Annotated in this window: 23 protein-coding genes and 3 pseudogenes; 10 read left to right on the forward strand and 16 right to left on the reverse strand. The window is 37.9% G+C overall.

The genetic code is table 11. The features are described 5' to 3' along the window. Positions 1 to 677: 677 nt before the first annotated feature. Both ACE4RR_RS20445 and ACE4RR_RS20450 read right to left on the reverse strand, forming a co-directional pair. On the reverse strand, positions 678 to 1,421 hold the full coding sequence (locus ACE4RR_RS20445; RefSeq protein WP_375537291.1) for an SDR family NAD(P)-dependent oxidoreductase: 744 nt from the start codon (positions 1,419 to 1,421) through the stop codon (positions 678 to 680). Positions 1,422 to 1,584: 163 nt separating this feature from the next. Next, complete coding sequence (locus ACE4RR_RS20450; protein ID WP_375537292.1) at positions 1,585 to 2,025, reverse strand: MarR family winged helix-turn-helix transcriptional regulator; 441 nt, start codon at positions 2,023 to 2,025, stop codon at positions 1,585 to 1,587. 627 nt (positions 2,026 to 2,652) lie between these two features. Here ACE4RR_RS20450 and ACE4RR_RS20455 point away from each other — a divergent pair. The 3 genes and pseudogenes from ACE4RR_RS20455 to ACE4RR_RS20465 all read left to right on the forward strand — a co-directional run. Then, positions 2,653 to 3,666: pseudogene (locus ACE4RR_RS20455) on the forward strand (restriction endonuclease); the annotation flags it as partial. A gap of 1,192 nt (positions 3,667 to 4,858) precedes the next feature. Continuing rightward, on the forward strand, positions 4,859 to 5,122 hold the full coding sequence (locus ACE4RR_RS20460; protein ID WP_375537293.1) for a hypothetical protein: 264 nt from the start codon (positions 4,859 to 4,861) through the stop codon (positions 5,120 to 5,122). A gap of 218 nt (positions 5,123 to 5,340) precedes the next feature. Continuing rightward, positions 5,341 to 5,787: a hypothetical protein gene (locus tag ACE4RR_RS20465; protein WP_375537294.1), complete on the forward strand. Its 447-nt coding sequence runs from the start codon at positions 5,341 to 5,343 to the stop codon at positions 5,785 to 5,787. Between the two features lie 282 nt (positions 5,788 to 6,069). Here ACE4RR_RS20465 and blaOXA read toward each other — a convergent pair whose 3' ends face one another. After that, positions 6,070 to 6,891 carry a class D beta-lactamase gene (gene blaOXA / locus ACE4RR_RS20470; protein ID WP_375537295.1) on the reverse strand — a complete coding sequence of 274 codons (822 nt, stop codon included), beginning with the start codon at positions 6,889 to 6,891 and terminating at the stop codon, positions 6,070 to 6,072. A 325-nt stretch (positions 6,892 to 7,216) separates the two neighbouring features. Between blaOXA and ACE4RR_RS20475 the strand changes: the two genes are divergently transcribed. Further along, positions 7,217 to 7,360, forward strand: a complete 144-nt coding sequence (locus ACE4RR_RS20475; protein WP_375537296.1) for an anti-repressor SinI family protein — start codon at positions 7,217 to 7,219, stop codon at positions 7,358 to 7,360. A 64-nt stretch (positions 7,361 to 7,424) separates the two neighbouring features. Then, the gene (locus ACE4RR_RS20480) at positions 7,425 to 7,547 is read left to right on the forward strand and encodes a hypothetical protein (RefSeq protein ID WP_375537297.1); all 123 of its coding nucleotides are present in this window, start codon (positions 7,425 to 7,427) and stop codon (positions 7,545 to 7,547) included. 344 nt (positions 7,548 to 7,891) lie between these two features. Here the strand turns inward: ACE4RR_RS20480 and ACE4RR_RS20485 are convergent, their stop codons facing one another. The 9 genes from ACE4RR_RS20485 to ACE4RR_RS20525 form a co-directional block, all read right to left on the reverse strand. Further along, positions 7,892 to 8,377 carry a GNAT family N-acetyltransferase gene (locus ACE4RR_RS20485; protein ID WP_375537313.1) on the reverse strand — a complete coding sequence of 162 codons (486 nt, stop codon included), beginning with the start codon at positions 8,375 to 8,377 and terminating at the stop codon, positions 7,892 to 7,894. Positions 8,378 to 8,539: 162 nt separating this feature from the next. After that, on the reverse strand, positions 8,540 to 9,004 hold the full coding sequence (locus ACE4RR_RS20490) for a GNAT family N-acetyltransferase (RefSeq protein ID WP_375537298.1): 465 nt from the start codon (positions 9,002 to 9,004) through the stop codon (positions 8,540 to 8,542). A gap of 268 nt (positions 9,005 to 9,272) precedes the next feature. Next, positions 9,273 to 11,291 (reverse strand): transketolase, encoded by a 2,019-nt coding sequence (gene tkt, locus ACE4RR_RS20495; RefSeq protein ID WP_375537299.1) that lies wholly within the window; start codon positions 11,289 to 11,291, stop codon positions 9,273 to 9,275. A 27-nt stretch (positions 11,292 to 11,318) separates the two neighbouring features. Further along, a complete protein-coding gene (gene glpX, locus ACE4RR_RS20500; protein ID WP_375537300.1) occupies positions 11,319 to 12,266 on the reverse strand; it encodes a class II fructose-bisphosphatase in 948 nt (315 codons plus the stop codon). A 20-nt stretch (positions 12,267 to 12,286) separates the two neighbouring features. Then, positions 12,287 to 12,775 carry a ribose 5-phosphate isomerase B gene (gene rpiB, locus ACE4RR_RS20505; protein ID WP_375537301.1) on the reverse strand — a complete coding sequence of 163 codons (489 nt, stop codon included), beginning with the start codon at positions 12,773 to 12,775 and terminating at the stop codon, positions 12,287 to 12,289. Between the two features lie 217 nt (positions 12,776 to 12,992). After that, positions 12,993 to 13,649, reverse strand: coding sequence for a dihydroxyacetone kinase subunit DhaL (gene dhaL, locus ACE4RR_RS20510; RefSeq protein WP_375537302.1), 657 nt, complete (start codon positions 13,647 to 13,649; stop codon positions 12,993 to 12,995). A gap of 14 nt (positions 13,650 to 13,663) precedes the next feature. After that, positions 13,664 to 14,668, reverse strand: coding sequence for a dihydroxyacetone kinase subunit DhaK (locus ACE4RR_RS20515; protein ID WP_375537303.1), 1,005 nt, complete (start codon positions 14,666 to 14,668; stop codon positions 13,664 to 13,666). A gap of 100 nt (positions 14,669 to 14,768) precedes the next feature. Beyond that, positions 14,769 to 16,061: an MFS transporter gene (locus ACE4RR_RS20520; RefSeq protein ID WP_375537304.1), complete on the reverse strand. Its 1,293-nt coding sequence runs from the start codon at positions 16,059 to 16,061 to the stop codon at positions 14,769 to 14,771. A gap of 18 nt (positions 16,062 to 16,079) precedes the next feature. Then, positions 16,080 to 17,198 (reverse strand): MDR/zinc-dependent alcohol dehydrogenase-like family protein, encoded by a 1,119-nt coding sequence (locus tag ACE4RR_RS20525; RefSeq protein ID WP_375537305.1) that lies wholly within the window; start codon positions 17,196 to 17,198, stop codon positions 16,080 to 16,082. A 258-nt stretch (positions 17,199 to 17,456) separates the two neighbouring features. Here ACE4RR_RS20525 and ACE4RR_RS20530 point away from each other — a divergent pair, with 258 nt between their 5' ends. Further along, positions 17,457 to 18,236, forward strand: coding sequence for a DeoR/GlpR family DNA-binding transcription regulator (locus ACE4RR_RS20530; protein WP_375537306.1), 780 nt, complete (start codon positions 17,457 to 17,459; stop codon positions 18,234 to 18,236). A gap of 193 nt (positions 18,237 to 18,429) precedes the next feature. Here ACE4RR_RS20530 and ACE4RR_RS20535 read toward each other — a convergent pair whose 3' ends face one another. Further along, positions 18,430 to 18,618, reverse strand: coding sequence for a hypothetical protein (locus ACE4RR_RS20535; protein WP_375536789.1), 189 nt, complete (start codon positions 18,616 to 18,618; stop codon positions 18,430 to 18,432). Between the two features lie 181 nt (positions 18,619 to 18,799). Next, positions 18,800 to 19,102 (reverse strand): hypothetical protein, encoded by a 303-nt coding sequence (locus ACE4RR_RS20540; protein ID WP_375537307.1) that lies wholly within the window; start codon positions 19,100 to 19,102, stop codon positions 18,800 to 18,802. A 197-nt stretch (positions 19,103 to 19,299) separates the two neighbouring features. Here ACE4RR_RS20540 and ACE4RR_RS20545 point away from each other — a divergent pair. Together ACE4RR_RS20545 and ACE4RR_RS20550 are read left to right on the forward strand one after the other, a co-directional pair. Continuing rightward, positions 19,300 to 20,119: pseudogene (locus tag ACE4RR_RS20545) on the forward strand (IS110 family transposase). Between the two features lie 948 nt (positions 20,120 to 21,067). Further along, positions 21,068 to 21,274: a hypothetical protein gene (locus ACE4RR_RS20550; RefSeq protein ID WP_375537309.1), complete on the forward strand. Its 207-nt coding sequence runs from the start codon at positions 21,068 to 21,070 to the stop codon at positions 21,272 to 21,274. A gap of 436 nt (positions 21,275 to 21,710) precedes the next feature. Here the strand turns inward: ACE4RR_RS20550 and ACE4RR_RS20555 are convergent, their stop codons facing one another. After that, complete coding sequence (locus ACE4RR_RS20555; RefSeq protein ID WP_375537310.1) at positions 21,711 to 22,451, reverse strand: Fic family protein; 741 nt, start codon at positions 22,449 to 22,451, stop codon at positions 21,711 to 21,713. A gap of 644 nt (positions 22,452 to 23,095) precedes the next feature. Here ACE4RR_RS20555 and ACE4RR_RS20560 point away from each other — a divergent pair. Both ACE4RR_RS20560 and ACE4RR_RS20565 read left to right on the forward strand, forming a co-directional pair. Then, positions 23,096 to 23,292: pseudogene (locus ACE4RR_RS20560) on the forward strand (methylisocitrate lyase); the annotation flags it as partial. Between the two features lie 602 nt (positions 23,293 to 23,894). After that, the gene (locus ACE4RR_RS20565) at positions 23,895 to 24,116 is read left to right on the forward strand and encodes a hypothetical protein (protein WP_375537311.1); all 222 of its coding nucleotides are present in this window, start codon (positions 23,895 to 23,897) and stop codon (positions 24,114 to 24,116) included. 173 nt (positions 24,117 to 24,289) lie between these two features. On the opposite strand, the gene ACE4RR_RS20570 is transcribed toward ACE4RR_RS20565, so the two are convergent. Then, a complete protein-coding gene (locus ACE4RR_RS20570; RefSeq protein WP_375537312.1) occupies positions 24,290 to 24,817 on the reverse strand; it encodes a GrpB family protein in 528 nt (175 codons plus the stop codon). Positions 24,818 to 25,021: the final 204 nt, after the last annotated feature.

The raw sequence follows: 25,021 nt of genomic DNA on the forward strand, positions 1-25,021 counted from the left end.
CCATCGTTCGGAGGTTATTCATTTAAATGGCAACAGCCACCGCATTAAACATCGAGAAACTTTGTTTCAAGCGAAAAGTGTTCAAAATTAATGAGCAGTATATGTTCAAAAAGACTTGACGGTGACAGCGTCCGATTACGGAAAAAGGTTAGTTTCTAGTTCTACATACAACATGCACAATCTCTCACTTTAATTTCCTGCAATCTATGTTTAAACTAATACCCCTTTTCTCTTAAAGTATAATGATAATAAAGTTGTTTACTTTTGAAGCTGAAAATACGCATTACACCATCCGAAAATATGGACGGTGTAAGAATAAAGTTATTATATTTTGGTGCAATTGCTGAATAACAGCCCATAGATGTTACAATAAAGTCGTTTAAAATAATGGGGGATTGATTATTCCACAATTGCGCCCGTTTGGTGAATACGGGAAACTGCCTTCAGGATAAACGATTTTGTTTTTAAGTTACGACCTTATTTTTAAAGGACAGGACAAACGTTTCCCTGATTTATTAAAAGTTAAATGCAAAAGCCCCGCTTTGTAGAATGAGGTCAATCAGAAATAGATTCTGATTGACCTCGTAAATACGAATGGCCCCGGTCGTAATCTGTAAGACTTAACTGACTGTGGTCATTCAAAAACTATTTGGGTATATTAAAATCCGAGTATCTTCTTATACCTTTGTAATATAAGGGTGAATCGGATCTTTTAAATGAAATTGATTAGTCTCATCTACTAGCCCCACGACTTTATCGCTATCGTATAGGTCAAGCATAAATTGAGCCACCTCTTCGGCTGTATGAGTCTGAGCGAATTTACTTAAATCCTCGATCCCCATTGCATTATAGCCAAATTCAGTTTCAGTTACAGCTGGAGCCAACACTTTTGCCTTCATAGGCTCTCCTTTAGATCGTAGTTCATGAGCCAGTCCTTCTGTAAAGGAGCTTACGAAGAACTTTGTAGCACAATAGGTGACAAAGTTGTCCACAACAGTGTATCCTCCGTCTGAGGAAACGTTAATCAATTGGGTTCCTTCTTTAGACGAATAATCTCTTACAAATAAAGACGATAAAATGGTTGGTGCAACATTATTTAAAAGCAGCATATTTTCAACTTTCGACAGGTCTTGTTCGGCAATGGGGGCAAAATCCCCAAATCCTGCATTGTTAATCCAAGCTTCCAACTCATACCCTTTTGTACGTTCATATAAGTCATGAACTTGTTCACGTTTGGATAAATCTGCAGTAAGAATAACCGCATCAATTGAAGGGTTTATTTCAGATATAGCTGATTTTAAATCTTCTAGCCTCTGCTCTCTCCTAGCAACAAGAATGAGGTTCTTATCTCTTTTGGCAAAGGCGAAAGCAGATGCATAACCAATTCCGGAACTTGCTCCCGTAATTACTACATATGACATGAAAAGCCCTCCTAATGTTAATTAATGTCTCAATCAAACTATAACTATAACGCGTTCTAAGCTTTAATATAAGCGCCGTGACCATATAGTTGCGACGCATTTGTAAGGGAATAATCCTTATTTTGTTTGTACAACCAAATTAATTGAAGAGTAAAATTCGAGATTACTGCTGCTTCTCTAGCTTTTCTCCGATTTCGTGTATTAATACGGCCAATCGATCCTCCTCTTCCTCGCCAAGAATTTCCGCATAACGTTGATGAACATTCCCCCAGGCAGACTCTAGTTCTTTTTGTAGTTGTAAACCTTTATCTGTAGGGGTGATTAGTGATGTGCGGCCATCCGATTTGCTGGTAACAAGATGCTTCATCTTTAATTTTTCAATAAACCGTGTCACGGTAGAAGGAGTCAAATGCAAAATTTCCCCTAGCTCCTTCTGAGATATTTCTCCTTGTTCATTAACAGCCATGAGTAAAAATCCATAAGTGGGTGACAAACCTGTAAAACGAAATTCCTCATCAGCAATTTTGATTAAGATACGGTTGAGTTTACCCACCGTAAAAAATATACAGCCCTCAAGAAGTTGTTGAATAGATTTGTTAACCATAAGAAATCACCCCTTTGTTTGTACATACAACAATAAATCAGTAATCCATCTCTGTCAACAGAGTATTAGAACACAAATCCATTCCCAAGAAATCTTTATATTATTCAACAATCCTGGCCCGATTGTTGAATAGCATCACTGGCGTTTTAAACAACATCATGAAACATAGGGGGATTATGATATGTCAGATGATACAAACAAGCAGTTAATCTATTCTGCTCAGGACGTTGCTACCTTATTAAATGTGAAAGTTTCGACGGTCAGAAAGTACGCAAATGTTTTACAAAAAGCTGGGCCTCTTCGGCTGTATGAATCTGAGCGAATTTACTTAAATCCTCGATCCCATAACTTGAGTACGAAAACCCAGTTTCTTAAATACGTTGGAAATAAACTGTTCAAATTCTTCCCCATTCATCATAGAAAAGTCCATTCATTCCATTCAATTTTTTGTAGGAGCCTATGATTTAAAACAGATTTACGTCAGCAATTTTGATTAAGATACGGTTGAGTTTACCCACCGTAAAAAATAAACAGCCTCATTCTTGTTGCTAGGAGAGAGCAGAGGCTAGAAGATCTTCTTATACCTTTGTAATATAAGGGTGAATCGGATAATGGAAAACAGGGGATGGAGGAATAGATATACTGGCTAAGTATGATGGTGTTATCTTTCGTGGGGAATACGTAATCCAGTGTAAGAATTGGAAGGCCAACGTTGGAGAGCCTCCTGTGCGAGATCTTTATGGAGTAGTTCAAGGTACAAAAAGTTTAAAAGGGATTATTGTATCTTCTAGTTCATTTACACCTAAGGCAAAATCATTTGCAGAGGGGAAAAATATAGAGTTAATTGATGGGAAGGCACTCAAAGGGTTGTTGTCTACCTTAGATTTTCAAGAAAAGGTTTTTAGTGAAGATGTCAAAGGATTTATGGAAGAAAACTTTAATAAGGAATTGTATCATACTCTAATTAAACTAATTGATAAAACGCCTCAAATGGAGGAATCTTATTTAAAATTATTCAACTTACTATTAAAGAACATTCTTCAAATGAGGGAGAAGACGTTACAGAATGGTATATTAAAAGAACTCATTTACTACGTTAACCAATATGAGAAGGAGTTTTGTAAAGGAAAAAGCCATTCTGCTAAAGGTCGTACTATTTGTGTTCAATATATTAAGTCTTTTATTTATCTTCTTAAAGGGGATTTAGTTAACTACTATCAAGTTACTTCAGAATTAGAAAATGGATATGGTTTTCGTGAGTTTTCAGATTCCTCGTGGTCATCTTATATTGGGCTCCCCCCTGATATTGCAGATAGTATTATATGGTCTTATCGATCTTTATTGAAATTCCTAGACGTTGATTTCCCTTTAAACTCTAAGATCAATGAAGAAGAATCTGAATCTATGGGTATGGTTTTCTTTCCAGTGGCTTTCAGATATTTAGAAGCCTATGGTCAACGAGTTATTAACATAGAAGTAGAAAGCTTTAAGTTTGAACAGTTTCTTGAAATGTTTAATATTGATAACCACCATTCATTTGGAGAAGAATGTGCTACGCTAAAAACTATTTGTGATCCCCAATTACTATGGAAATACAGGTCAAGATATGACAGAGTAGTATTCGATGATTCGATTGAATAATGTTTATAAGGAATATATCCTGTGATGCAGCTGTGAACGGCTGATTTGTACATTTTAATAAAGTTTAATTACAATGAAGTCATAAACCTTAATTTATCAGCAAACGAAAAAAACTCCATTTTGAACAAAGATTGATCAAAGTGGAGTTAATTTTTCTAACTAAGTATAATATTTTATAAAAAAGTTTGATCATTTCGGTGAACATAATCAACCTTTAGTGTAGTACTGTAAAGGTAATTTCTCCTGTGGCATATGGACTGTCGCGACTGATAACATCCCCGTAATACGTACCTGAAGCCATATTCGTAAAAGTAACGGAACCATAAGGCCAGGTTGGTGTTTTAAAGGACGTACAATTGCCACTTTGTGAACTACACAAACGAGCAGAAACTCTTGAATAACTCCAGTTGTCGATCTTGACATAGACAGTTTTCCCACTATGCGCATATAATTTACCATCCCATCGACCATCATCAGTCGTGAATCGATAAGGTCCGAAAGCTTCTGCTTTTGCTGCAGAAGCAAAACTTATCGATACAACAAAAAAACTACGGATAGAGCCAAGATAGACATAAACTTTCTGAACATTTGGTTCATCTCCCTTCCTTAATATATAACAGTACTTCAATAGAAAACTCAATAGTCAGATTATGTTAAGGGTTTGCGAGGAGAAGGTAAGAAAATCAAGTGGACCAGATAATAGGAAATGTATCTTTGAGAAAAATCTTTTGATCTGCACTCACTTTTGCTGAGTAATAAAGCATACCATCAACTTCTATGCGATTTCCGTTTTGTATAGAGAAATGGCGTTGCCCCGTGCTCACTGTGAAAATCACATCTGCACGCTTATTTCCTTTCTCGTCAAGAACTAACCAAGTTAACGTATGAGAGTTGTCAGGTATGTTGACCGGTTTAGCTATAAGTCAAGTACCTTAAGACAATGGGCGTTAGCATTAGAAGAAGAAGGCTATGAATTTCAACGGAATGATAAAGATCAACGCATTTATTATGATCGAGATATTAGCATGTTCTTTGAGTTAAAAAAACTAATCGAAAAAAAGAGAAGTAGACACGACGCGATAAAAGCCGTAGCCAAGCTGTATAGAGACAGAGAAAACGCTGAAAAGACGCTAAAAAACCCGATCATAGTACGCTTTCTAAAGAAGATGTACAAGACCTTATTCATGAAGCTGTGGAACGTGCCTATCAAAAAGGAAAAAAAGATGGAGAACAAGAAGCTCAAATGCTTTTTAAGAAAATGGATGAACGCTTAGAAGCTCGTGATCGTCGCTTGCTGGATGGAATAAGCCAGAAGGTAGAAAAATTTTTAACAGCGCCACAAGAAACAGCAGCTACGAATGAAAAGGATGAAGAATTGAATAAAATGGATGAAAAGCTAACTAAGGTACTGAAAGAACTTGAAGAAATGAGAGAGGCACAGCTACACAAAAAGTAGGGTTGGAAATTTTGGAAATGGTAAAAGTTATAAAAAGCAGTCCCACATTGGAATAAAACTTTGGTTAGAGATAAATGTTGTCGAGAAAAATCGACTCTCTATCTTTAGTACCCTAATGTGATAGTTATATCTATTCATTTCCAACATATAGGTTTTTAATTCCATATAAAGGGAATGCGCGGGACTGTAATCACATTTTCTAGGAGGGTTTTAATTTAATGAGAATTGCCATTAACGAAAGATTAAGTAACACTTCGCTCGAACAGAATTTACGTGCTGCGGCAGTGTTAGAGTTCACAGAAGAGGTTTTCGAATCAGACAACTTCAGACCTTTAGAAGTTCTTTCTCCTAAAGAGAATAAACTTTTCATCGTGAACAGAAATGATTGCACCCTAACGGTTCTAAGTGTTGGCCCAAATCAGAATGTGACAAAAGAAACGTGGTTTACAGACGAAATCATTTCAATAAAGGAACATTTTGAGAAGTATAGGTTTGACGATAATACCCCTCCAAAAAGAATGGAAATCACATTTAAAGGAGGGCACGTATTAGAAATTGACCCAAGCCTTTCAGCCAAAGGGAAAGAAGAGGAAGTTATTAATCAAGTAAACGAAGATTTTGAGTCATTGATCGGAGCGTTAAAATATACAAAGATTTTAAAATAACCAAGAGGGGGGGCAGTAGCCCCCCCTTCATATGATTACTCATATCCACTCGGAAATTTCCTTATTTTGAAATCCCACAGTAGAACTATCGAAATGAACAATGACAATAAAGATATTTGCTCTCCATGCCTCGAAGCCGCATTCCTCCATTGAAAAATACGGTTGTTTCAAAAGGTAGTTATTTTCTTTTGATTCTAATCTAAAGATCGCACACAAGATCAATAAAGTGGTTTTCAAACGTCTTTTGTCCCATAATCGTGCTTCTGTTCTCTTGTCTATCATTTACTTCCAAGCCTTACCTGCCATTAAATGATATTTCTCTAAAATGTCCAATGAAATGTTTTTAGCGTCTGTACTTGTTCCAGCAATATTCGTAACAAAACTATACGCCCGATTGTCCGTTTCTATAAAACCGACATACCAGCCTATGCCCGACCCTTGTCCTGTTTTTCCGTAAAGGGTATAGTCATCCCCTTCTGCCTGGGTCATCATCCGTTTAACGGTTTTCATTACATCCTTATCAAAAGGCAGGTTCTCTTTATATAATGTTTCCATAAAATTCACTTGTTCGAGTGGGGAAATTTCCAGTGAGTTGCTTAACCAAAATTGATCAATGCCCCCACTAATATCTTGGTTGCCATAAGACATGTTTTTAACCCATTCCTCCATTTTATTTTCTCCAATGTCACGGGCCATAGCTTGATAATACCACACGACAGAGTGCCTCATACCAGACCCTAGCGTGTGATCTTGGTTCCAGACCTCGATTTCTCTCTCCACACCATCCCAATATTTAATGTCGTATTCATCTTCTACTGCTCCTATTTGTAACCCAATAAGTGCATTAGGCACTTTAAACGTCGATTGCGGTGCAAATCGTTGATTGGCTCGTTCATTATTATGAATAAATATTTTGTCTTTTTTAATATCACGTAATAGGAACGTTCCGTCTTGGCCCTCAAAAAATTCATCTACATCGAGCTTCTTCATATTTAGGTTGCCCTTGGCAGCGTTAGCTTCACTTGATGGTTGCAAACTAGTAATTAGTAAGGCGACTGTACCAATAAGTACTAAAGAGAGTACCAGATTCTTTCGTTTTATCATATTCGTTCACCTCAATTTTAGCCTAAATCTTTGATTTTGCTTTGCACTGTCCGATCACTCTTACCATACTTTTCTGCTAGCTGCTTGATTGATAGCTCTTTACTAGCAATTTTAGAAATAACATCTTTTACTAGCACTTTCCTAGTGCAGTACTTTTACTATTACTAGTATTCGCTAGTACTAGTGCTTTTACCTTCTGGTAGCACATAACAAGTGTAAAATAACCGTTTCATATATATTTTTAATCGATTACAAAAAGCAACAAATTATGATTGTTTCCCTATGCTATTATTAACTATATTTTTCCAAACAGGGAGAGAAGTCTGTGCGTACTAGGATTGAAATACAACTTTCGTCATTAGATCCAGAGTGGATCGAGCTCATGAAAGAAGCAAAGAGGTTAGGTCTGTCTGTACATGAAGTTCAAGCTTACATACGAAGTAATGAAGAGTGTGTTGCTATTAATTAATACAAATTGATAATTACGCTAAAATATTTTTACTTGAAGAAATACATGAAGAAAGAGGGATTTGATGACATACGAAGAAACCTTTGGAGTTTTTATAGACTGGAGAGAGGACATTCCACAGCAATTTAAAATATTAGCTGAAGGGATTAAGTTTAAAGATGAGCCGAAACTTTTATATCAAGTTTAAAAGCCACTTCTTTAGCAAAAAAGCCATAATTATAAGGCTCGTTCATAACCGCGATCACCTCTTTCATTAAACGTACCAATGAGGGACAAGAACAGTTTTTGACTAAATATGATTTCTTCATAACTTCGCCTTAAGGCGGTTCGTGTTTCTTGAAGAAACCCCCAGTTGGGAGAGCGTCAGGAAAATGCATATTTACAACGTTAAGCAAAATGGAGCAAAGAAAAATCGGCTCCTTTATTAAGTTTAGGAACCGATTTTTTGATTTGACTTATTAAGCTAAAGCCCCAGTTAGCTTAAGATTCGAATTCAAGATAATTATATTTTCCACGTCTATAAGTAGTTTTTTATTCAAGGTTTAATATCATTTGGTCAGTTTTTTCAAATCCAAAGGACTTGTATAGTTCTTTAGCATCTTCGCTAGCCAGCAACCTAACTGTTTGAATCTTTTTAGTTGATAACCATTCTATAGTTTTGTGGGTTAGAGCTTGAGCGTAACCTTTTCTTCTGAAATTATTGCTAACATAAACGTCACCAATAAACCCATACTCAGATTGTTTATAAAAGCAATACGGTAAATCTTCCTTAATAAAAGCACCTGCACAAGCAATAATCTCATTATTATGTTCTATTACAAAGTGAGTAGCTTTTTTTCTTTTATATAAATCGATATATTTCATTTCGACCTCTTCAAGAAAATTTTCTCTAAGTAAATTTTCTTTATCAGCATCTTGAAACATTCTCAGCTTAAGAGTTGCTAATTTAGGGATGTCTTCTAGTTTAGCCTCACGAATAATAATCTTCCCACATCCTTCTATTATTTCATTGCATATTCAGTTACTAATTTTTAAAACATAAGTAATGCTTTTTAATGGTGATTTAACAGAAAAGACCACCACTCTTATTGAGTAATAGCCCCGTTTCAATAAGACTTGAATTCGAGATATCTTGAAATTTATCCTAAACTAACGCATCCCCTAGCACAATATGAAATCTTATAAATAACCTTTCATCCTAATTACTTTTCCATCAACTTCTGTACCGACTTCATCCATTCCGATTGTACGATAAAACTTGATCGCGTTGTTATTTGATGGAGAAACTCTTAGATGATACTCACTAACTTCATTGTTTTTAAAGAATTGCTTTGCATAATGGTGTAAAGCTTTTCCTTTACCCTGGCCACGCATTTCGGGTGTTAAATAATACAAGTTTACATACCCAATTTTATTGCCTTCATATTCACGAATAGTTAATTCAAGTTGTCCGATATAATTACCATCTTCTTTGGCTAAAACAAAACCTTCCGGAAAATCTCTGATTTTTTCATCTAACCAACTTAAATATTCCTCTTCTTCACCGAACTCCATAGCATCCCCAAAACTTACATAAAATGAATCTTTCCGAAATTGAACTACTGTATCTCGATGTTTCTTTATATCAATTTCCTCAAAGATCATTTTAACCCCCCTTTTCCGTAGATCCCCAGTTGAACCCTGACTTGCTCCAGCTTATGAGGAAGAGAGCTGGGGCAGCAATTGCAAGTACAGCAATGAGGAGATTCATAGAGCAGCTCCTTTCTTTCTATTTCTATATCTACGAATCATCTTTGGGTTGCGTTTCACATCTGCTCTATGAATCCTTTTATACTTCTAATCAGGCAGTTCCTTCAGTCTATGCAACGAGTTCTTTCATACGCAAAAAAGGCCATCAAGGGGCCTTTTTGCCTTACTCAAAAAATTTCTCAGCACGTTTTACGATGGTTTCGAAGCTGAATCCATATTCCTTCATAACAGTTTCCCCTGGAGCTGAGGCACCAAATTTATCAATACCAATCACATCTCCATCAAGTCCAACATACCGTTCCCAGCCAAAAGAGGCACCCATTTCAATAGCAAGTCGTTTCCTTACGTTTGAAGGTAACACTTTTTCTTTATAGCCGGCCACTTGAGCTTCAAATCTATCGAAGGATGGAATACTTACGACACGTAGATCGCAGCCTTTCGATACTTTTAACTCTTCTTGCGCACGAATCGCAAGCTGAACCTCAGAACCTGAAGCCAGCAGAATCCCATCCGGCGTTTTTTTATCTGAATCCTTAAGAATATAAGCTCCATGTTTCACTCCATCATAAGCCTTCTCAGCAGTACCTTCTAAAGTTGGGAGCCCTTGACGAGTTAAGATAAGCGCATGAGGTTTTGTGTGGGATTCCAGTGCATTCCTCCAAGCCGCACTTGTTTCGTTACCATCTGCCGGCCGAATAACAGAGAGATTAGGCATGGCGCGAAGAGAAGCGAGCTGTTCTACTGGCTCATGGGTGGGACCATCTTCACCTACTGCAACTGAATCATGCGTGAATACATAATTGACTGGAAGATTCATAAGGGCAGAAAGGCGTAAAGCAGGCCGTAAGTAATCACTAAATACAAAGAATGTACCTGCATAGGTTTTCAAGCCGCCATGGAGAGCCATTCCGTTCATCGCTGCAGCCATCGCAAATTCACGGACCCCAAACCAGATGTTCCGGCCGGCATAGTTTTCACGGGAGAAATCATCCTCCCCTTTGACAGCCGTTTTGATTGAACCAGCAAGGTCCGCACTACCTCCGAATAAGTAAGGGATTTTCTGAGATAATGCATTGATCACTTCCCCTGAAGCGGCACGCGTTGCTGCCTCATCTTTACCAGGTTGGTATTTCGGAAGTTCTTTTTCCCATCCATCCGGCAGGAGTCCATTCATCGCTGTTTCTAACTCACTTGAAAGTTCAGGATAAGCTTCATTATATCGTTGATACAACTCGTTCCAGGCTTGTTCTTGTGTCCTTCCATTCTTCAAGACTTTGTCCTTAAAATCTTGATACACCTCTTTAGGAACATGGAATGGTTCATCATATTCCCATTTATAGTGTTCTTTAGCAGCGACAGCTTCCTCTTCACCAAGAGGAGCACCGTGCGAGTCTGCCTTGCCAGACTTATTTGGCGATCCATACCCGATAACTGTCTTCACTTCAATCATGGTCGGCTGCTCTGTATTTTTTCTGGCTTGTATGATAGCTTTCGAGATGCTGTCTGTATCGGTCCCGTCTTCCACCCGAATGACCTGCCATCCATAAGCTTCATAGCGTTTTTCTACACTTTCACTGAAGGAACGATCCAAATCTCCATCGAGCGATATACCGTTAGAATCGTACAGAACAATAAGCTTCCCAAGACCAAGATGACCCGCCAGTGAAGCAGATTCCTGAGAGACACCCTCCATAAGGTCGCCATCACCACATATCGCATAAGTATAGTGATTGACAAGAGGATAACCTTCTCGATTATATTTAGCGGCAAGATGTGCTTCAGCCATCGCCATCCCAGCTGCCATAGAAACTCCCTGACCTAATGGGCCAGTCGTAGCCTCTACTCCATGTGTGTGACCAAACTCTGGGTGTCCCGGGGTTTTTGATTCCCACTGACGAAAGCTTTTAAGATCGTCAATGGTTACGTTATACCCTGACAGATGAAGTAGGCTGTATAAAAGCATGGAGCCATGTCCCGCTGATAATACAAACCGGTCACGATTAAACCATTCTGAATTTTCCGGGTTATGATTCATAAATTCTGTCCATAAGGTATAAGCCATTGGCGCGGCCCCCATCGGCATTCCCGGGTGACCCGAGTTTGCTTTTTCTACCGCATCGATCGTAAGGGTTCTTATTGTATTTATGGAAAGCTGAGCAGTTGATACACTTGTTTGCTGCATGTGATTCACCTCTTGTAATTCTGAATGTTAAACCATCTCTGCTACTGGATACTGACTTTCTACATAACGTAACTGATTTTCTCTCCCGTTTATCAGAACAGAGTGAGTCAAATGGCTGCCATTATTAAACCTTACTCCATTTAAAAAAAGGTTATCTGTAATTCCGGTTGCCGCAAAGATGCAATCATCTGATTTCACGAGGTCGTGATGATTTAATGAGCGTTCCGGATTCTGAATCCCCATTTCAATACAGCGGTGGACTTCTTCATCTTTACGAGGCTTTAATTTTGCCTGCATCTCGCCATTTAGACATTTCAATGCAGTTGCAGCTAATACTCCTTCTGGTGCTCCCCCAATACCAAGGAACATATCAATATCTAAACTCTCGATACAGGTGGCTATAGCATAAATAATATCTCCATCGTTGAATAAGTGAACTTTAGCTCCCTCACTCCTGATAATGTCAATGTACTCCTGATGACGGGGGCGATTTTGGATGAGTACGTTAAGCTCTTTTACGCTTTTGCCATTTGCTCTCGCTACAGCTCTAAGGTTTTCCTGAAGTGGAGCATCAATATCAATTTCACCTTTAGCCCTTGGACCTACTGCAAGTTTCTTCATATACATATCAGGTGCATGCAGCAGCTTTCCTTTTGGAGCTGCCGCAATGACTGTAATCGCATTGCTTTGTCCATTTACGGTAGGAGTCGTTCCTTCAATTGGATCTACAGCAATGTCTACTTCAGGACCTTGACCGCATCCTAAGTTCTCCCCAATGTATAGCATAGGCGCTTCGTCAATTTCCCCCTCGCCAATAACGATCCTGCCTCTCATCCGTATGGCGTTAAGCTCCTTGCGCATAGCATTTGTTGCAGCGTCATCTGCTTCCATCTTCTTCCCGCTACCCACCCATGGCATTGCGGCAATAGCTGCAGATTCAGTCACTTTTAAGAAATCCAACAATAATGGTTGCATCTAAGCATACCCCCTCGGTTTTAACGGCACTGAGTACCGGCTGCCGTAATGCCTAATCCTCCGCCAAAGAACTCTTTTTCCTTCTTCATGATTTTATCTACTTTTCGCTTAGAGCCTTCTGCCCAGACAGAAGCGAGATAAGCTTCCACCACTTTTTTCGCGGCCTCTGGACCTATAATTTGTGATCCCATCGTAATCACTTGAGCATTATTGCTCAATTGAGCTCTTTCTGCAGAATACGTATCATGTGCTAATGCTGCTCGGATCCCCGGGTATTTATTAGCCGCAATAGCCACTCCAATTCCTGTTCCACAAATCAATATACCCCGGTCTAATTTATCTTCATTTATAGCCTCTGATACATCAAATGCGACGTCAGGATAATCGACTGAATCACACGAATGACAGCCGTAATCCACCAGCTCATGGGCAAAAGTCTTTTCAATAAATGCTTTAATCTCTTCTTTTAGCTCAAATCCATTATGATCACTTCCGATACCGATCCTCATCAATCTATCTCCCTTCTCAATAAAACCTTTAATCTTTATACTTTCATATTATTACATATGTTTTCATTTATCAATTATTATTTTTCTTTTATTTTCGTTTATTGTCGTTATTTATTTTCATTTTTATATTTTTGTAAAAAAAAGAATCAGAAACAAGTGACATGATCCTAATTCTCGTTTATGATAAATTAACTCTATTACTTCTCCCTATTATCAGCTAACTAACCTGAGCAGACCTTTTTTGTGCGAACTTCTGAAAAGCTGACAATATCATAAAGGCAGAAGTCGCACCGGGATCCTGCGCTCCAGCCGAACGGTCACCTAAGCGGCTAGAACGACCCTTTTTAGAGATAATATCTCTGGTCGATTTCATACCTTTTTCGGCATCGTTTACAGCATGTTCAAATGCTTCAAAAAAATCGTGAGTCTGCTCATACTTCGCTTCGAGTGTGTTCGCAAAAGGTTCAAGAGTATCCACCATAGTCTTATCTCCTACTTCGGCTTGACCTCTTTCTTTAACCCCTCTCGCAAAAGCAATCCAGTACTGTACTAGATCCATTTCACTCATAACGTTTTTCTTTTTGCCTGATTTGGCACCTCTCATCAGACCTGTCGCATATAATGGACCTACAGACGAGCCCACTGCACTCAAAAATGTTTTGCCTACAGATACGCTGATCTTTCCGCAATCTTCTTCATCTTTTAAATCTGCATCCAAAATTTCGTTAACAGCCTGCCAGCCAATTGACATTGTCACGCCGTGATCTCCATCTCCTATTTTTCGGTCTAATTCACACAAATAATCTTTTTCCTCTTCCATCAAGTCTGCAACTGTTTTAAAAAAATTCTTTAAGTCATATGATGTCAATTCCATTTTATAACCCTCCTTTATTTTTGAACAAACAGTGGACAATCTACAGGATGATCAATCATTTCTGTTAGTTCATCATCTAATTTCATTAACGTTACTGAACAACCGCCCATCTCAAGGGAAGTAATATAATCACCAACATAGGATTTATAGATTTTAATCCCTTTTTCATTTAGTATCTGTTCGACTCTTCGATAAATGATATATAAATCCATTTTTGGTGTTGAGCCTAAACCATTAACTAAAACTACAACCTCTTCTCCACTTGTGATTTCAATATCTTTTAGGATGTCACTGACCAGTCTGTCAGCAATCGCATCTGCTGATTCGATTTTTCCTTTCTCAATACCAGGTTCACCATGATGCCCAAGCCCAATCTCCATTTCATCTTCACCAATTTCAAAGCTAGGCTCACCTGTTTGCGGAAGATAGCATGGACTTACACCAACGCCCATTGAGCGTGTGTTTTCATTTGCCTTTTTAGCAACTCGTATGACTCCCTCCAAGTTATACCCAAAATCTGCTGCTGCACCCGCTGATTTATAAATAAAGAATTCTCCTGCGATTCCGCGTCGCTTTTCTTTTTCTTCTTTTGGAGCAGAGGCTACATCATCAGAAGCTAGTGCCATCCCTACTTCAATATCTTCTTCCAAATCAGCCATTTCTGCTGCCATTCCGAAATTCATCACATCACCGGCATAGTTCCCATACAAGTAAGCGACACCCGCTCCTTTATCGATTGCCTTGGTTACTTCTAGGATAGGGTCGGGTGATGGGGAAGCAAAAATATTACCTACCGCTACTCCGTCTGCCATACCTTCACCTACATATCCTAAAAAACCAGGCTCATGCCCAGATCCTCCTCCAATCAATATGCCGACTTTTCCTTGTTTCGTTTCACGTGCAGTAACTAATGCCCTGTCATTATCAGGTAATTGTTTTATGTATTTAGGATGAGCACTTACGTATCCCTCTACCATTTCTTCCACAACATTTTTTGGATCATTAATAAGTTTCTTCATTAAACAGCACTCCTTTACTGCAATATTTTTTTCCTTTCTCGCTTACTATAAATATAGCAGGAGCAGATAACTTCCTTAAGAAGCTATCTGCTTCCTAAGTTTAAATCGCCGATTGTTTTCCATCCTTCACTGTATTACCTTCTTTTTCTAATAGTTCATTAGGAACTTTAAGGAATCTTGTTAGAATTGCAGCTCCGAAGTAGAGGCCAGCCAAGATCCACATCATACCTTGGGTATCTACTAAATCATAGAACAGCGCTACTATTGCAGGTCCTACGAATACGCATAGTCCAGCTCCTAGATTCAAGATCGACATAGCCGCGCCTTTGTCGCCATCCCCAACTAAGGTAGGGGTTAATGCAGATAGAGGTACGAATCCTGCTAAACACGCTCCCCATAGAATACCGATCAAACCAACTACGAAGACACTTCCTGTAAAGGCTTGAGGTACATAGAACAACATAAGTGTAAAGACTCCACAACCTACTGCTCCAAACCATGTAACGGTGTTTCTCCATCCAAATTTATCTCCAACAAATCCAAAAATCAGATTAAACGCAATATTGGAAATAAAGATGGTTCCCCAAATATTAAGCCATACTGTTGTGCTGACTCCTTGTTCAGCTAAATAAATAGGAAGAAACAAAGGAAACGCATATTGAGAAGCCTGGTTGATAATCCGGACAATACCGGCAATCCCAACCTTTGGTTCTCTCTTCACAATGGTGATCCCATTGATTAACTCTTTTAATTTTGATGTATCACTTGACTTCTGCTCTAAAATTTCAAATTTATCTTTATTGACCACAATGGCAAAAAATGCTCCGATCAGCACCCAAATAATGGCTGTCCACAGTGTTGGTATATATCCAAAAGCTTCTATAGAGAAACTAGAATAATAAGCACCAAGGACACTCAAACCTCCTGTAAATACAAACCAGAACCACCCAACCGCTTTGCCCAGCTGATACTGAGGAGTACGGTAAGTAATCCAGACGAGAAAAGAATAAGCAAACAACGGATACCCAAATCCGCGAAGGGCATAAGTAGGAATCATTAACCCATAATTAAGTGTTGGAATTGCCAGCCCAACAAAAAGAATATGGCCTACTATATACAAGGCTACTCCCATAAGCATGGTTCTCCTTGGACCAATAGCTTCAGTCAAGACTCCTGAAAACCAGGCTGCTATAGCAATGGTAACTCCATATGAAGTTGTTAAAGTCGCTGCTTGTTTAACAGTCAAACCTTCTTCAACTAAATATGGGCTAATCCAAGCTAGTTCTAAGCCATCTCCCATCATAAAGATAAGTACACCGAAATATCCCCAAGCTAAGTGAGGAGGAATACCGATCCTATTTAGAAAAGAGTCCTTCTGAGTTAAATCATTCATTCCATGTCCCCCATCCTTTTAAATTTGGTATGGTTTCAAGATTACCTTCAACGAATGATCGCCTTTCTTCATCATCTCAAAACCTTCTTTAAAATCTTTAAGATTCAGTTGATGAGTAACTACATTATCTGTCGGAAAATCACCATTAGAAATTCCTTCAATCACTAAAGGATAGCAGTAAGGACCTAAATGAGAACCCAGTAAATCAAGCTCTTTTCTATCGCTAATGATACTCCAATCAACAGAGACAGGTTCACCAAATACACTAAATTCTACGAATGTACCTAGTTTTCGAATTGCATGTAGTCCTTGCTCTACTGACTTCGGATGTCCTGTGGCTTCAATATAAATATCACAACCATAACCGTCTGTCATATCTTTAATTTCTTGTACAACGTCTACTTCGCTAGGGTTAAGTACTAAATCCGCTCCAAACTGTTTAGCTAATTCCAATCGATCCTCTTTCAAATCCAAGACTACTAATTTTCCAGCACCTGATTTCTTAACGGCTCCTACCATACCAAGTCCTAACGTACCAGCACCTGATAAGACAACTACATCCCCAAGTTCAATTTTGGCTCTTTGCACAGCATGAAGACTGCATGCATAAGGTTCTATTAAAATAGCTTGTTCAATAGGAAGATTTTCTGGAATCTTATAGTTGATTGCTTCTTTTGTGAATTTCATATATTCCGCCATTCCGCCATTCACGTTCTTTTGAAAGCCATAAAGATCATGCTTTTCACACATCCAATATTGTCCTCTGTTACAGAACCTGCACTCCCAGCAAGGAACAATCTGTTCAGAAATTACACGATCTCCCACTTCAAAACCTTCAACTGCTTCTCCTTTTTGTACGATCCGGGCAACGAATTCATGTCCAGGAATCATTGGAGCCTTAATATAAGCTGGTTGAGTTTCATCTCCCCAAAAGCTTGGAGCCCCATCATATGCTTTAATATCCCCAGCACAGATTCCACAAGCTTCTACTTTTACAATGATTTCTTTATCATTTTCTAACGTTGGTGTCTCTACTTCCTCATAGCGATAATCTTTTGGACCATAAGCTACTACACCTTTCATTGTTTCAGGGATCACTTGTGAGTGATTTTGATGTTTAGATAGAACTTCTGACATATTACTTCTCTCCTTTTTAATAGATTCATACTATAAATCTAAAAATCATCTGCAGAATGGATGTTTTTGTAACCGGTTACAACCATTTTCACTTAGTTTATCATTAATTTTTGTTTTGTCAATTTAATTATTGAATGTTTTCAATTATATATATTTATGTAAATAAACGAAATCAAAAAATAAAAAATCTTTAACATTGATAAAAAAACACAAATGAAATATCATTAGGGTACTATTAAAAATAAGGATGTTTAGCTCATGAAAATGTTTGTAAGTGAACGAAGAAACAAAATATTGCAGCTATTAGACGAAAAGAAACGAGTTACTGTAAAAGAGCTAGCTGCACATATAGGGGTATCTGAAGCAACACTGCGTACAGATCTAAATAAGATGGAAGAAGAAGGTCTGCTAACAAGAACTCATGGAGGGGCAATACTTAACAATGACTCCGATCATGAAACAAGCTTTTCTGCAAGAGAAAAGAAAAATAAGGAAGAAAAAACAATAATCGCTGAAACCGCTTTTGAATTAATTGAAGAGAAACAGTGTATTTTATTGGATGCTAGTTCCACTGCTCTAGAATTAGCTCGTCATCTAAAACATCAACCTATACGTCTCACCGTTGTTACAAGTGGTGTCCTTACTGCTCTCGAACTTAAGGAGAATCCTGATATCACTGTTATATTAATTGGCGGAGTTTTAACTAATCGGTCTTCCTCCATCGAGGGTACTTTAGGGTTGTCTATTTTAGAGCATGTAAATATCGATATCATGTTTACTTCAGGGAATGGTTTCTCCGTTGAAAATGGATTAACAGACTTTAATCTTTATGAGGTTGCTTTGAAGAAAGAGTTGGTGAAGAGATCAAATAAAATCGTCGCTATTGTAGACTCTTCAAAAATTGGGAAGTCATCTAGTGCTGTATTTGCATTCCCTAAAGATATTGATGTATTAATCACAGATAATCCTTCAAGTATAGAGCTATCAACAAGATTGAGAGAAAATAATGTAGAGATAATCACACCTATTTTAAACTAGGTAATAACATGTTTCCTTTTTATAAAAAGCATTTTGGAAGCGTTAACAATGAAGAAAGGAGATTCAATGTGGAATCCAAAGGATACGACAAAAATTTCACGTACCTTACTAAACCATTTCTTGGTTTTTCCATCCCCGATGGTGTTAAATAGGTTATTCAGCATAAAAAAAGCCCTCTTTGCCAGAGGACTTGTTATTTTTTCGCATATTTACGTTTGGCTTTGCTCTTTTTTATGAAATCTTGCATTAATCGATCGCTTTCTTTTCGTTCTTCTTCCGATTTGTGAGGATAGGCATAAATGCCGTTGTGTTCCGTGTCAATAATATGAGCAAGCTCTCCAACGGTGAATTCTCGTTTGGAATTCGTATCATTTTTCGCCATGAATACTACCTCCTCCTTTATGTAAATATACGTCAATAAGCTTCTGTGAATGCAACTTCATTGATGGCCATACGGCTGGTGCTGCCAATTTGTTGAGCTCCTAATTTAGCGTAATAATCCATAAGTTTTTTATTGTGCTTGGAGGTAATTAATACAAATCCCTCATGCCCGGCTTGTACGCTTAGTTGACAGCGGCAAGCATCGTAGGAGCTACATTAATTCCACTTTTGCTTTCTTTCCCCCAATTGGCGGATTCAAGATTTTCTACCAGCACATACCCATCCCTGTATTCAAATGAAATGGCAGCCTGTATTACATCATTCCCCGCTATTGTCAGTTTATACACCTGGCGGTTGGGGTTATCGTACTCCTCCAACCAGTTGAAAAACCATAAAGCAAGAGATTTTAAATCCTTGCTTGTTACCGGATCAAAATATCCGCTGAAGTATTCCTTTGTATCTTTCGTCTTAATAATTACTCTCATCCAATGCCTCCTACCCACGTAACGGGGAACTAAGGTCCTCCGAAAAATCAATAACCCTTACAAATAAGGAGCATTCCTGTAAGGAAGAAATGGGATGGGAAATGAGCGAAGACGAAAAATGCACAAAAAAAGCCCCCTTGGTACGATAGAGAGTGTCATGCATGACCTCGAATTAAGTACCGAAGGAGGACTTCACCATGGATTTTACACAAAACCAGCGCTTAGCGCAAATGAATGAACGAACGTTGATCATCGGTGTCGACGTGGCTAAACATAAGCATGTTGCCCGCGTCGTGGATGAACGGGGGCAGGATCTCGCCAAACGGTTAGTCTTCGTTAACACGATGGTCGGATTTTCGGAACTTCTTTCCTGGGCGAAAGAGCTTTCTGCAGAACATAGTCGCCCGGATATCGTGATCGGCATGGAGCCTACCGGCCACTACTGGCTGAACCTGGCTTACCACCTGAAAGCCCGCGGCATTCACACCGTGGTCGTCAATCCGATGGAGGTGAAACGGTTCAAAGAAATGGACGACGATTCCCCGACGAAAAACGATACGAAAGATGCGAAAGTCATCGCTCAAATCGTCAGGGACGGACGGTTCCACGAACCGACCCTGCCCGAGGATGTGTATGCGGAACTGCGCGAAGGCATGAAGATCCATGACATGATGCAGGAGGATCTCTCTTCCATCAAAGCGCAGATGCAGAATGCCCTGGACCGTTACTTCCCTGAATTCCTTCAGGTGTTCAAGGGTTGGACCGGGAAAGCGGCTGCGGAGCTTACTGTTCCAGGTCGCCAGACCTCTCTCCTTTCACAATGAAGCGTTCCGGAAACTCCATGAACACTACCGTCATTGATCGACGAACCCCTTGACTGGAAAGCAGTCGTTTGTCGCCTTGAGTCGCAAGCTTGTGAAAATCTTTTATGTCCTGGGAACACGGGAGTGTGCCTTCAGTGAAGCGCGTATGATTCGGGATATCCCCGTCATTTCAACCTTACAGGAAGCAGCCTGAGAAGACAGAGTTGAACCGTTGAACTTGTTTTGAACAATCGAAGCACGGAGAAGCCTGTCGTTAATTATTCCATGAGGGCATAGACCCACCTAAGGAGCATTTCCGGCATCCACCATGGTCAGGTCGAACGAAGGAATTTGCGCGTATAGACGCCGAGAGACGTGGGAGGGTCCACCGCCATGTGTCACGTGGAGATCCAAGGTGCGATCATACGATTAACACCCATTTAATGGAAAATGTCCATGGATGTCTGGTTGGTGTCACCCTCAAATTCCAAATACACCCTTTATTTTCATATAAAGGATTCGACTACCACCATGCGCTTCTATTGATCGAAAGGAAATGGGCGAAAAACGAAGCAATTCTAAGAAAACGTTAATTTAAAGAGGGAGGTAGAATTTATGACAGTCCAAAGAATTCAAGGAACAGGAAAATAACCGTAAAAAGTACGCTCCCCTCACTAGTCGTCCTACCCCTATAAGAATCATCATACCAGTCTTTAAAAAAATAAAAATAGATCAGGTCTTCTCTTTTCAATTACAAGATGTGTGACCACGAGGAACATTTCCAAATGGAGATTGAAGGAAAATTCTTCTCATAATTATAAAACTAAAACGTTTCTTTTAATATATAAACTGAATATTTTTATGTAACAATAAACAAAAAACTCTTTTTATTTTGATACCAAGTTATGTAAATGCTCTCTAAATAATCTACATTGTTTAAAAGCAAAGTTGAAAGTTCTATTATACAAAAGCCTAAAAGCACCTTTGAGGTGGAATAGGAAGCTGAATATGTAACCGATATACAAAAGAAGCAAATTAATAGAAATAAATAACGGATAATTCTAGAGAAACTTAATAGCTTTTAAACGTATTAGATATATCGAACTATAAATATTTACCTATATATGGTATAATTGTTCTATATCCCCAAAGGAGTTTTTAAATGGAAAATAATGATTCCCCATACGAAAGCTTTTCTGACAATCAGCTAGTAGGGTATTATTTGTTTATTCTTTCTAATATTTATTCAGGTAAACTTTCAAATGCAATGTTCGGTGAGATCGAATGTTTAGAAGACATCGCCTTTAGACGCGGTTTACATTGTTTATGGCATTCTAAAAATGTAGGTAGTGGCAGTCAGTTTATGTAGATGTTCTTCAACATCCTATTCTCATAAGTTTAATCAATTAAGTCCGAGTAAAAAAAGGTCTTTAACAAACGTCATTTGAGTTCTTATCACTAAATCCCTCATCAAAATCACCTGTTAAATCTTTTTAAATTATAATTTCACGTACCTTACTTTATGCAGTTACTAATATTTCAATCAAAGAAAAAGGATAATTAAAAACTCCTTAAGAGTCTAAATAAGACTTCATAAGAAGAATTTATTATCGGGGTAATGAGTGGTGAGGTATTAACATATTCAAAGCCAACGGCATTTTTTTGTTAAACCGTCTCTCCCTGGTGCTAACTGCGTTCCACATTCACTTTGGCTTGAATAGTGATCACAGACAATTAAAATGTAGGGTTATTCCCTTTTTTACTAATCGTTTACCTGATCATTTTCTCATTACTGTACATTTTTACTAGACGTTTTTATTTATTGCACTTAAATACAGGTTTAAAGAATCTTCTACTTCAATTGTGACTAACTTAATAAAATCATCATATTCTTTTTGTGTATGTGCTTTATCTAATGCTTCATAATAATCGATACGATTTTCCACTTTAATAACAATTGGGGGAAAGCCGTCTTTCATGAGTTCTAAATTTAATAACAACCGTGATGTCCGACCGTTTCCATCAATAAATGGGTGAATTCCAACAAAAATAGCATGTAACATGGCTCCACGCGCTACTGGATGCAACTTTTTCGTTTCTGCTTTTTCATACCATATCATTAGTTGCTCTATCTTTTCTTTAATGAGGAAAGGTGCTGGAGGTATATGTTTAGCACCGGAAATAAAAACTTGCTGGTCTCGATATACGCCTGCATATTCATCATCAATGCCTTTTAGTACAAGTCGATGTAAATTTTTAATTTGCCACTCCGATAATGGTTCCCCCTTTTGTACAATCTCCTCTACATATGCAATGGCATCCCGATGATTAAGAACCTCTAAGTGTTCACGAAGTGTTTTGCCACCAACAGTAATTCCTTCTAAAACCACCTTCGTTTCGTTGATTGTTAACGTGTTTCCTTCGATTGCATTCGTATTATATGTCCATTCGAGTAATAATTTTTCACGTAAGCTTCTGACTGTATACTTGGGTAGCGGTCGATTAGCATCTAGACTTTCCTTCAATTGATTAATTTGTTCAAACATTCGCTTCACCTCTCTCACTGCAAAAAATACTTTAATTAAGAATTCTATCGTTTAACTGAATATACCTTCTGCACTACATATTATCAATAAAAATAGGTAATAGCGTTGCGGACTGAAAAATCAAAAGATTAGATAGTAACTATGACATATAAATGCTCTCTAGATAATAATTTCACGTACCTTACTATATACCACTAATAATTCAATCAACAACCACTGAATCTTACTATCCTTGCCATCTTTCTTACCGAATTTACCAAGCAATGCCAAAATGTAACTGCTAATCTAGAGTTAACACATTCTGCTCGATAGAAATTGAACACTTTTTAATAACTATCCCACCCCGCTCATGTAAACTTACATGAGTATGTTAGTTTATGAGCGGGAGGGCGTGAAGGGTGAGTATATCCCTCCTCTAATAATTATTCAAGGATCACCTTTTCTCTCTCAGATAACAACTTTTGTTTTTACGATTTTTCACTGAATCGCTCACAAGTAAACTTTTATAATATTCAACTTTTACTTATCTTTATTCGAGGGACACATTTAGCTTTCGCTGCTTGTTAACAAATTAAAGTAATAATCCTGTTTTTTAAATTGTTTGTAATAAAAGTTATGACTTTTTAAAATTTATTTTCCTTCCAGATACAGGCTATGGCGGAGTCATTAACGTAGCCAGGGCGGCAAAGGAAATGGTCGAATCGGTTGTGGCCGCCGTGAGATCGAAGACCAGCTGTTACCGAAGAAATGTGGTCACTTGAACGGGAAAAAGCTGATTGAACCTGAAGAAATGATGCAAAAAATCCACACGATCAAAGAAGCCGCACCAACTTGTCATCTGAAGGAATGGATAAAGCCATTGAGCTTGGTTAGACGAAAAAGTAGCAAAAACTGTGCTTCCGGAAATAGGAAAAGAAAATAAGTGAACAAAGAAAAGAGAAGAGGCTGCTGTCCCCTTCTCTTTTCTTTTCATTTTAAATTTTTAGACCTTGAGGAAGTCATTCTCCACGATACAATGAAATAATTAATTATTAGAATAAGTAACATAGATACTCCGACTAGAGGCATAAGGATACCAAGCGTCAATATAATCCCTACAACTCCCCACCTAATTTTATGGGTTTGAATTTTTGCAGGCGCACCAAATGTCCCTTTTGACTTTCTTTTCATCCACATGGTAAAAGAACTGAATACCAACAAAATGATTCCTAATCTGGTCAGAGTCCTCAGCAGCAATGATAAAAACCCGGTAATTAGCTTTGTCCTTTCTGCTTAATCCTCCGCGCCGATAAAAATATAACCATCGCAGTAGAATTTCAAGGAAGAGCAACGAAAGAAGATGCAGAAAAAATAGATCAATGTGCAAGCGAAAGACTTGGAGATCATCAGCCAAAAAAGGTTTAAGCTCTGTCATCTCATTCTCAATAAGAGAGATGAATGAACATGAACAAATGGCTCTACCTTAAATATTTTCTTATCGTTTGGTTAGTGGCACATGGTATAGGAGCGATAACCTTTGGTATATTGCAATTCACCGATCCAAATGCCTACAAAACACCCATCATCGCAATCTCTTCTATATGCATTGGTTTAGTTGCCTTCAATGCTACGGACCGAAAGATTAATAAACTGAAAAAGAACAATGAGCCTGTAAATAACTTATAAATTTTATCCAATAAAGCTGTTGAGCGAAATTACTCAGCGGCTTTATTGTCTTCAGGTCAGTTTTCAATGCAAATATAACGATTATATTGAACTATTGGTTTTTCTTATACCATTAAAGCGCCCGATTGTTGAAGATCATTGCAAAGCCTTATTGAACAAAAGCACCCGTTACGTTAATCAGAAGTTCTTTTTAAAGCGCATTTTTTTGCCTTTTTAACTAATTCATTAACAAATTCTTGTTTTTCAGCTTGATACTTATAATGATCTTCGGAAAACTGTTTTGCTAATTTTATTTTTAAATCCCCATACCTTTTAGCGTCCTCTGGATATTTAATTAAATATTCTTTAAAATCCAAATGTGTTTTTATATTTTCATTACCAACTTGAAATATATGTACATGATGAGTTCTATTTTCGTTCCCCTTCGGAAAGTACCTTCTTCCTGAAATTCCATTCTCACCTTTAGGTTTATACCCAAATTTTCGTAATTCTTCATTGTATAAATCAACTTTTTCAATATTTTTAACAACAATCAAAATATCTATTATTGGTTTTGCGTAACCTATTGCTGGTACAGACGTACTTCCAATATGAAAAATATCAACCAATTCACCTTTAAATATTTCTTTTAATATTTTCTCTTCTTGCTTATATGATTTTTCCCACTCTTCAGTCCAAGGAAGTATTTTCGTTTTTCGCATAGAACTATCCCCCTTAGATATTTAATTTAACAATTCTTAATGTAGCTTTGAAATAAAGTTTGATAAAAAATACCTCACAAACCCATATTTTACGATAAATAAAAAGAATCCATTTTGAAAAAAGATTGATCAAAATGGATTCTTTTTCAGCGGATTTAAGTTTGATTTTTATAAAAAAGTTTGATCATTTTCTACCTGTGTTGT

Source organism: Alteribacillus sp. HJP-4 (assembly GCF_042139015.1).
GTDB lineage: Bacteria > Bacillota > Bacilli > Bacillales > Marinococcaceae > JBHIKY01.

Bases quoted from the DNA above. Each gene is read 5' to 3' on its own strand.
- tkt (WP_375537299.1), bottom strand. From the start codon at position 11,291: ATGCAGCAAACAAGTGTATCAACTGCTCAGCTTTCCATAAATACAATA.
- ACE4RR_RS20515 (WP_375537303.1), bottom strand. From the start codon at position 14,668: ATGAAGAAACTTATTAATGATCCAAAAAATGTTGTGGAAGAAATGGTA.
- ACE4RR_RS20525 (WP_375537305.1), bottom strand. From the start codon at position 17,198: ATGTCAGAAGTTCTATCTAAACATCAAAATCACTCACAAGTGATCCCT.
- dhaL (WP_375537302.1), bottom strand. From the start codon at position 13,649: ATGGAATTGACATCATATGACTTAAAGAATTTTTTTAAAACAGTTGCA.
- ACE4RR_RS20480 (WP_375537297.1), top strand. From the start codon at position 7,425: ATGACATACGAAGAAACCTTTGGAGTTTTTATAGACTGGAGAGAGGAC.
- ACE4RR_RS20535 (WP_375536789.1), bottom strand. From the start codon at position 18,618: ATGGCGAAAAATGATACGAATTCCAAACGAGAATTCACCGTTGGAGAG.
- ACE4RR_RS20530 (WP_375537306.1), top strand. From the start codon at position 17,457: ATGAAAATGTTTGTAAGTGAACGAAGAAACAAAATATTGCAGCTATTA.
- ACE4RR_RS20550 (WP_375537309.1), top strand. From the start codon at position 21,068: ATGGAAAATAATGATTCCCCATACGAAAGCTTTTCTGACAATCAGCTA.
- ACE4RR_RS20520 (WP_375537304.1), bottom strand. From the start codon at position 16,061: ATGAATGATTTAACTCAGAAGGACTCTTTTCTAAATAGGATCGGTATT.
- ACE4RR_RS20450 (WP_375537292.1), bottom strand. From the start codon at position 2,025: ATGGTTAACAAATCTATTCAACAACTTCTTGAGGGCTGTATATTTTTT.
- ACE4RR_RS20465 (WP_375537294.1), top strand. From the start codon at position 5,341: ATGAGAATTGCCATTAACGAAAGATTAAGTAACACTTCGCTCGAACAG.
- ACE4RR_RS20555 (WP_375537310.1), bottom strand. From the start codon at position 22,451: ATGTTTGAACAAATTAATCAATTGAAGGAAAGTCTAGATGCTAATCGA.
- ACE4RR_RS20540 (WP_375537307.1), bottom strand. From the start codon at position 19,102: ATGAGAGTAATTATTAAGACGAAAGATACAAAGGAATACTTCAGCGGA.
- ACE4RR_RS20490 (WP_375537298.1), bottom strand. From the start codon at position 9,004: ATGATCTTTGAGGAAATTGATATAAAGAAACATCGAGATACAGTAGTT.
- ACE4RR_RS20570 (WP_375537312.1), bottom strand. From the start codon at position 24,817: ATGCGAAAAACGAAAATACTTCCTTGGACTGAAGAGTGGGAAAAATCA.
- rpiB (WP_375537301.1), bottom strand. From the start codon at position 12,775: ATGAGGATCGGTATCGGAAGTGATCATAATGGATTTGAGCTAAAAGAA.
- ACE4RR_RS20565 (WP_375537311.1), top strand. From the start codon at position 23,895: ATGAACAAATGGCTCTACCTTAAATATTTTCTTATCGTTTGGTTAGTG.
- ACE4RR_RS20445 (WP_375537291.1), bottom strand. From the start codon at position 1,421: ATGTCATATGTAGTAATTACGGGAGCAAGTTCCGGAATTGGTTATGCA.
- glpX (WP_375537300.1), bottom strand. From the start codon at position 12,266: ATGCAACCATTATTGTTGGATTTCTTAAAAGTGACTGAATCTGCAGCT.
- blaOXA (WP_375537295.1), bottom strand. From the start codon at position 6,891: ATGATAAAACGAAAGAATCTGGTACTCTCTTTAGTACTTATTGGTACA.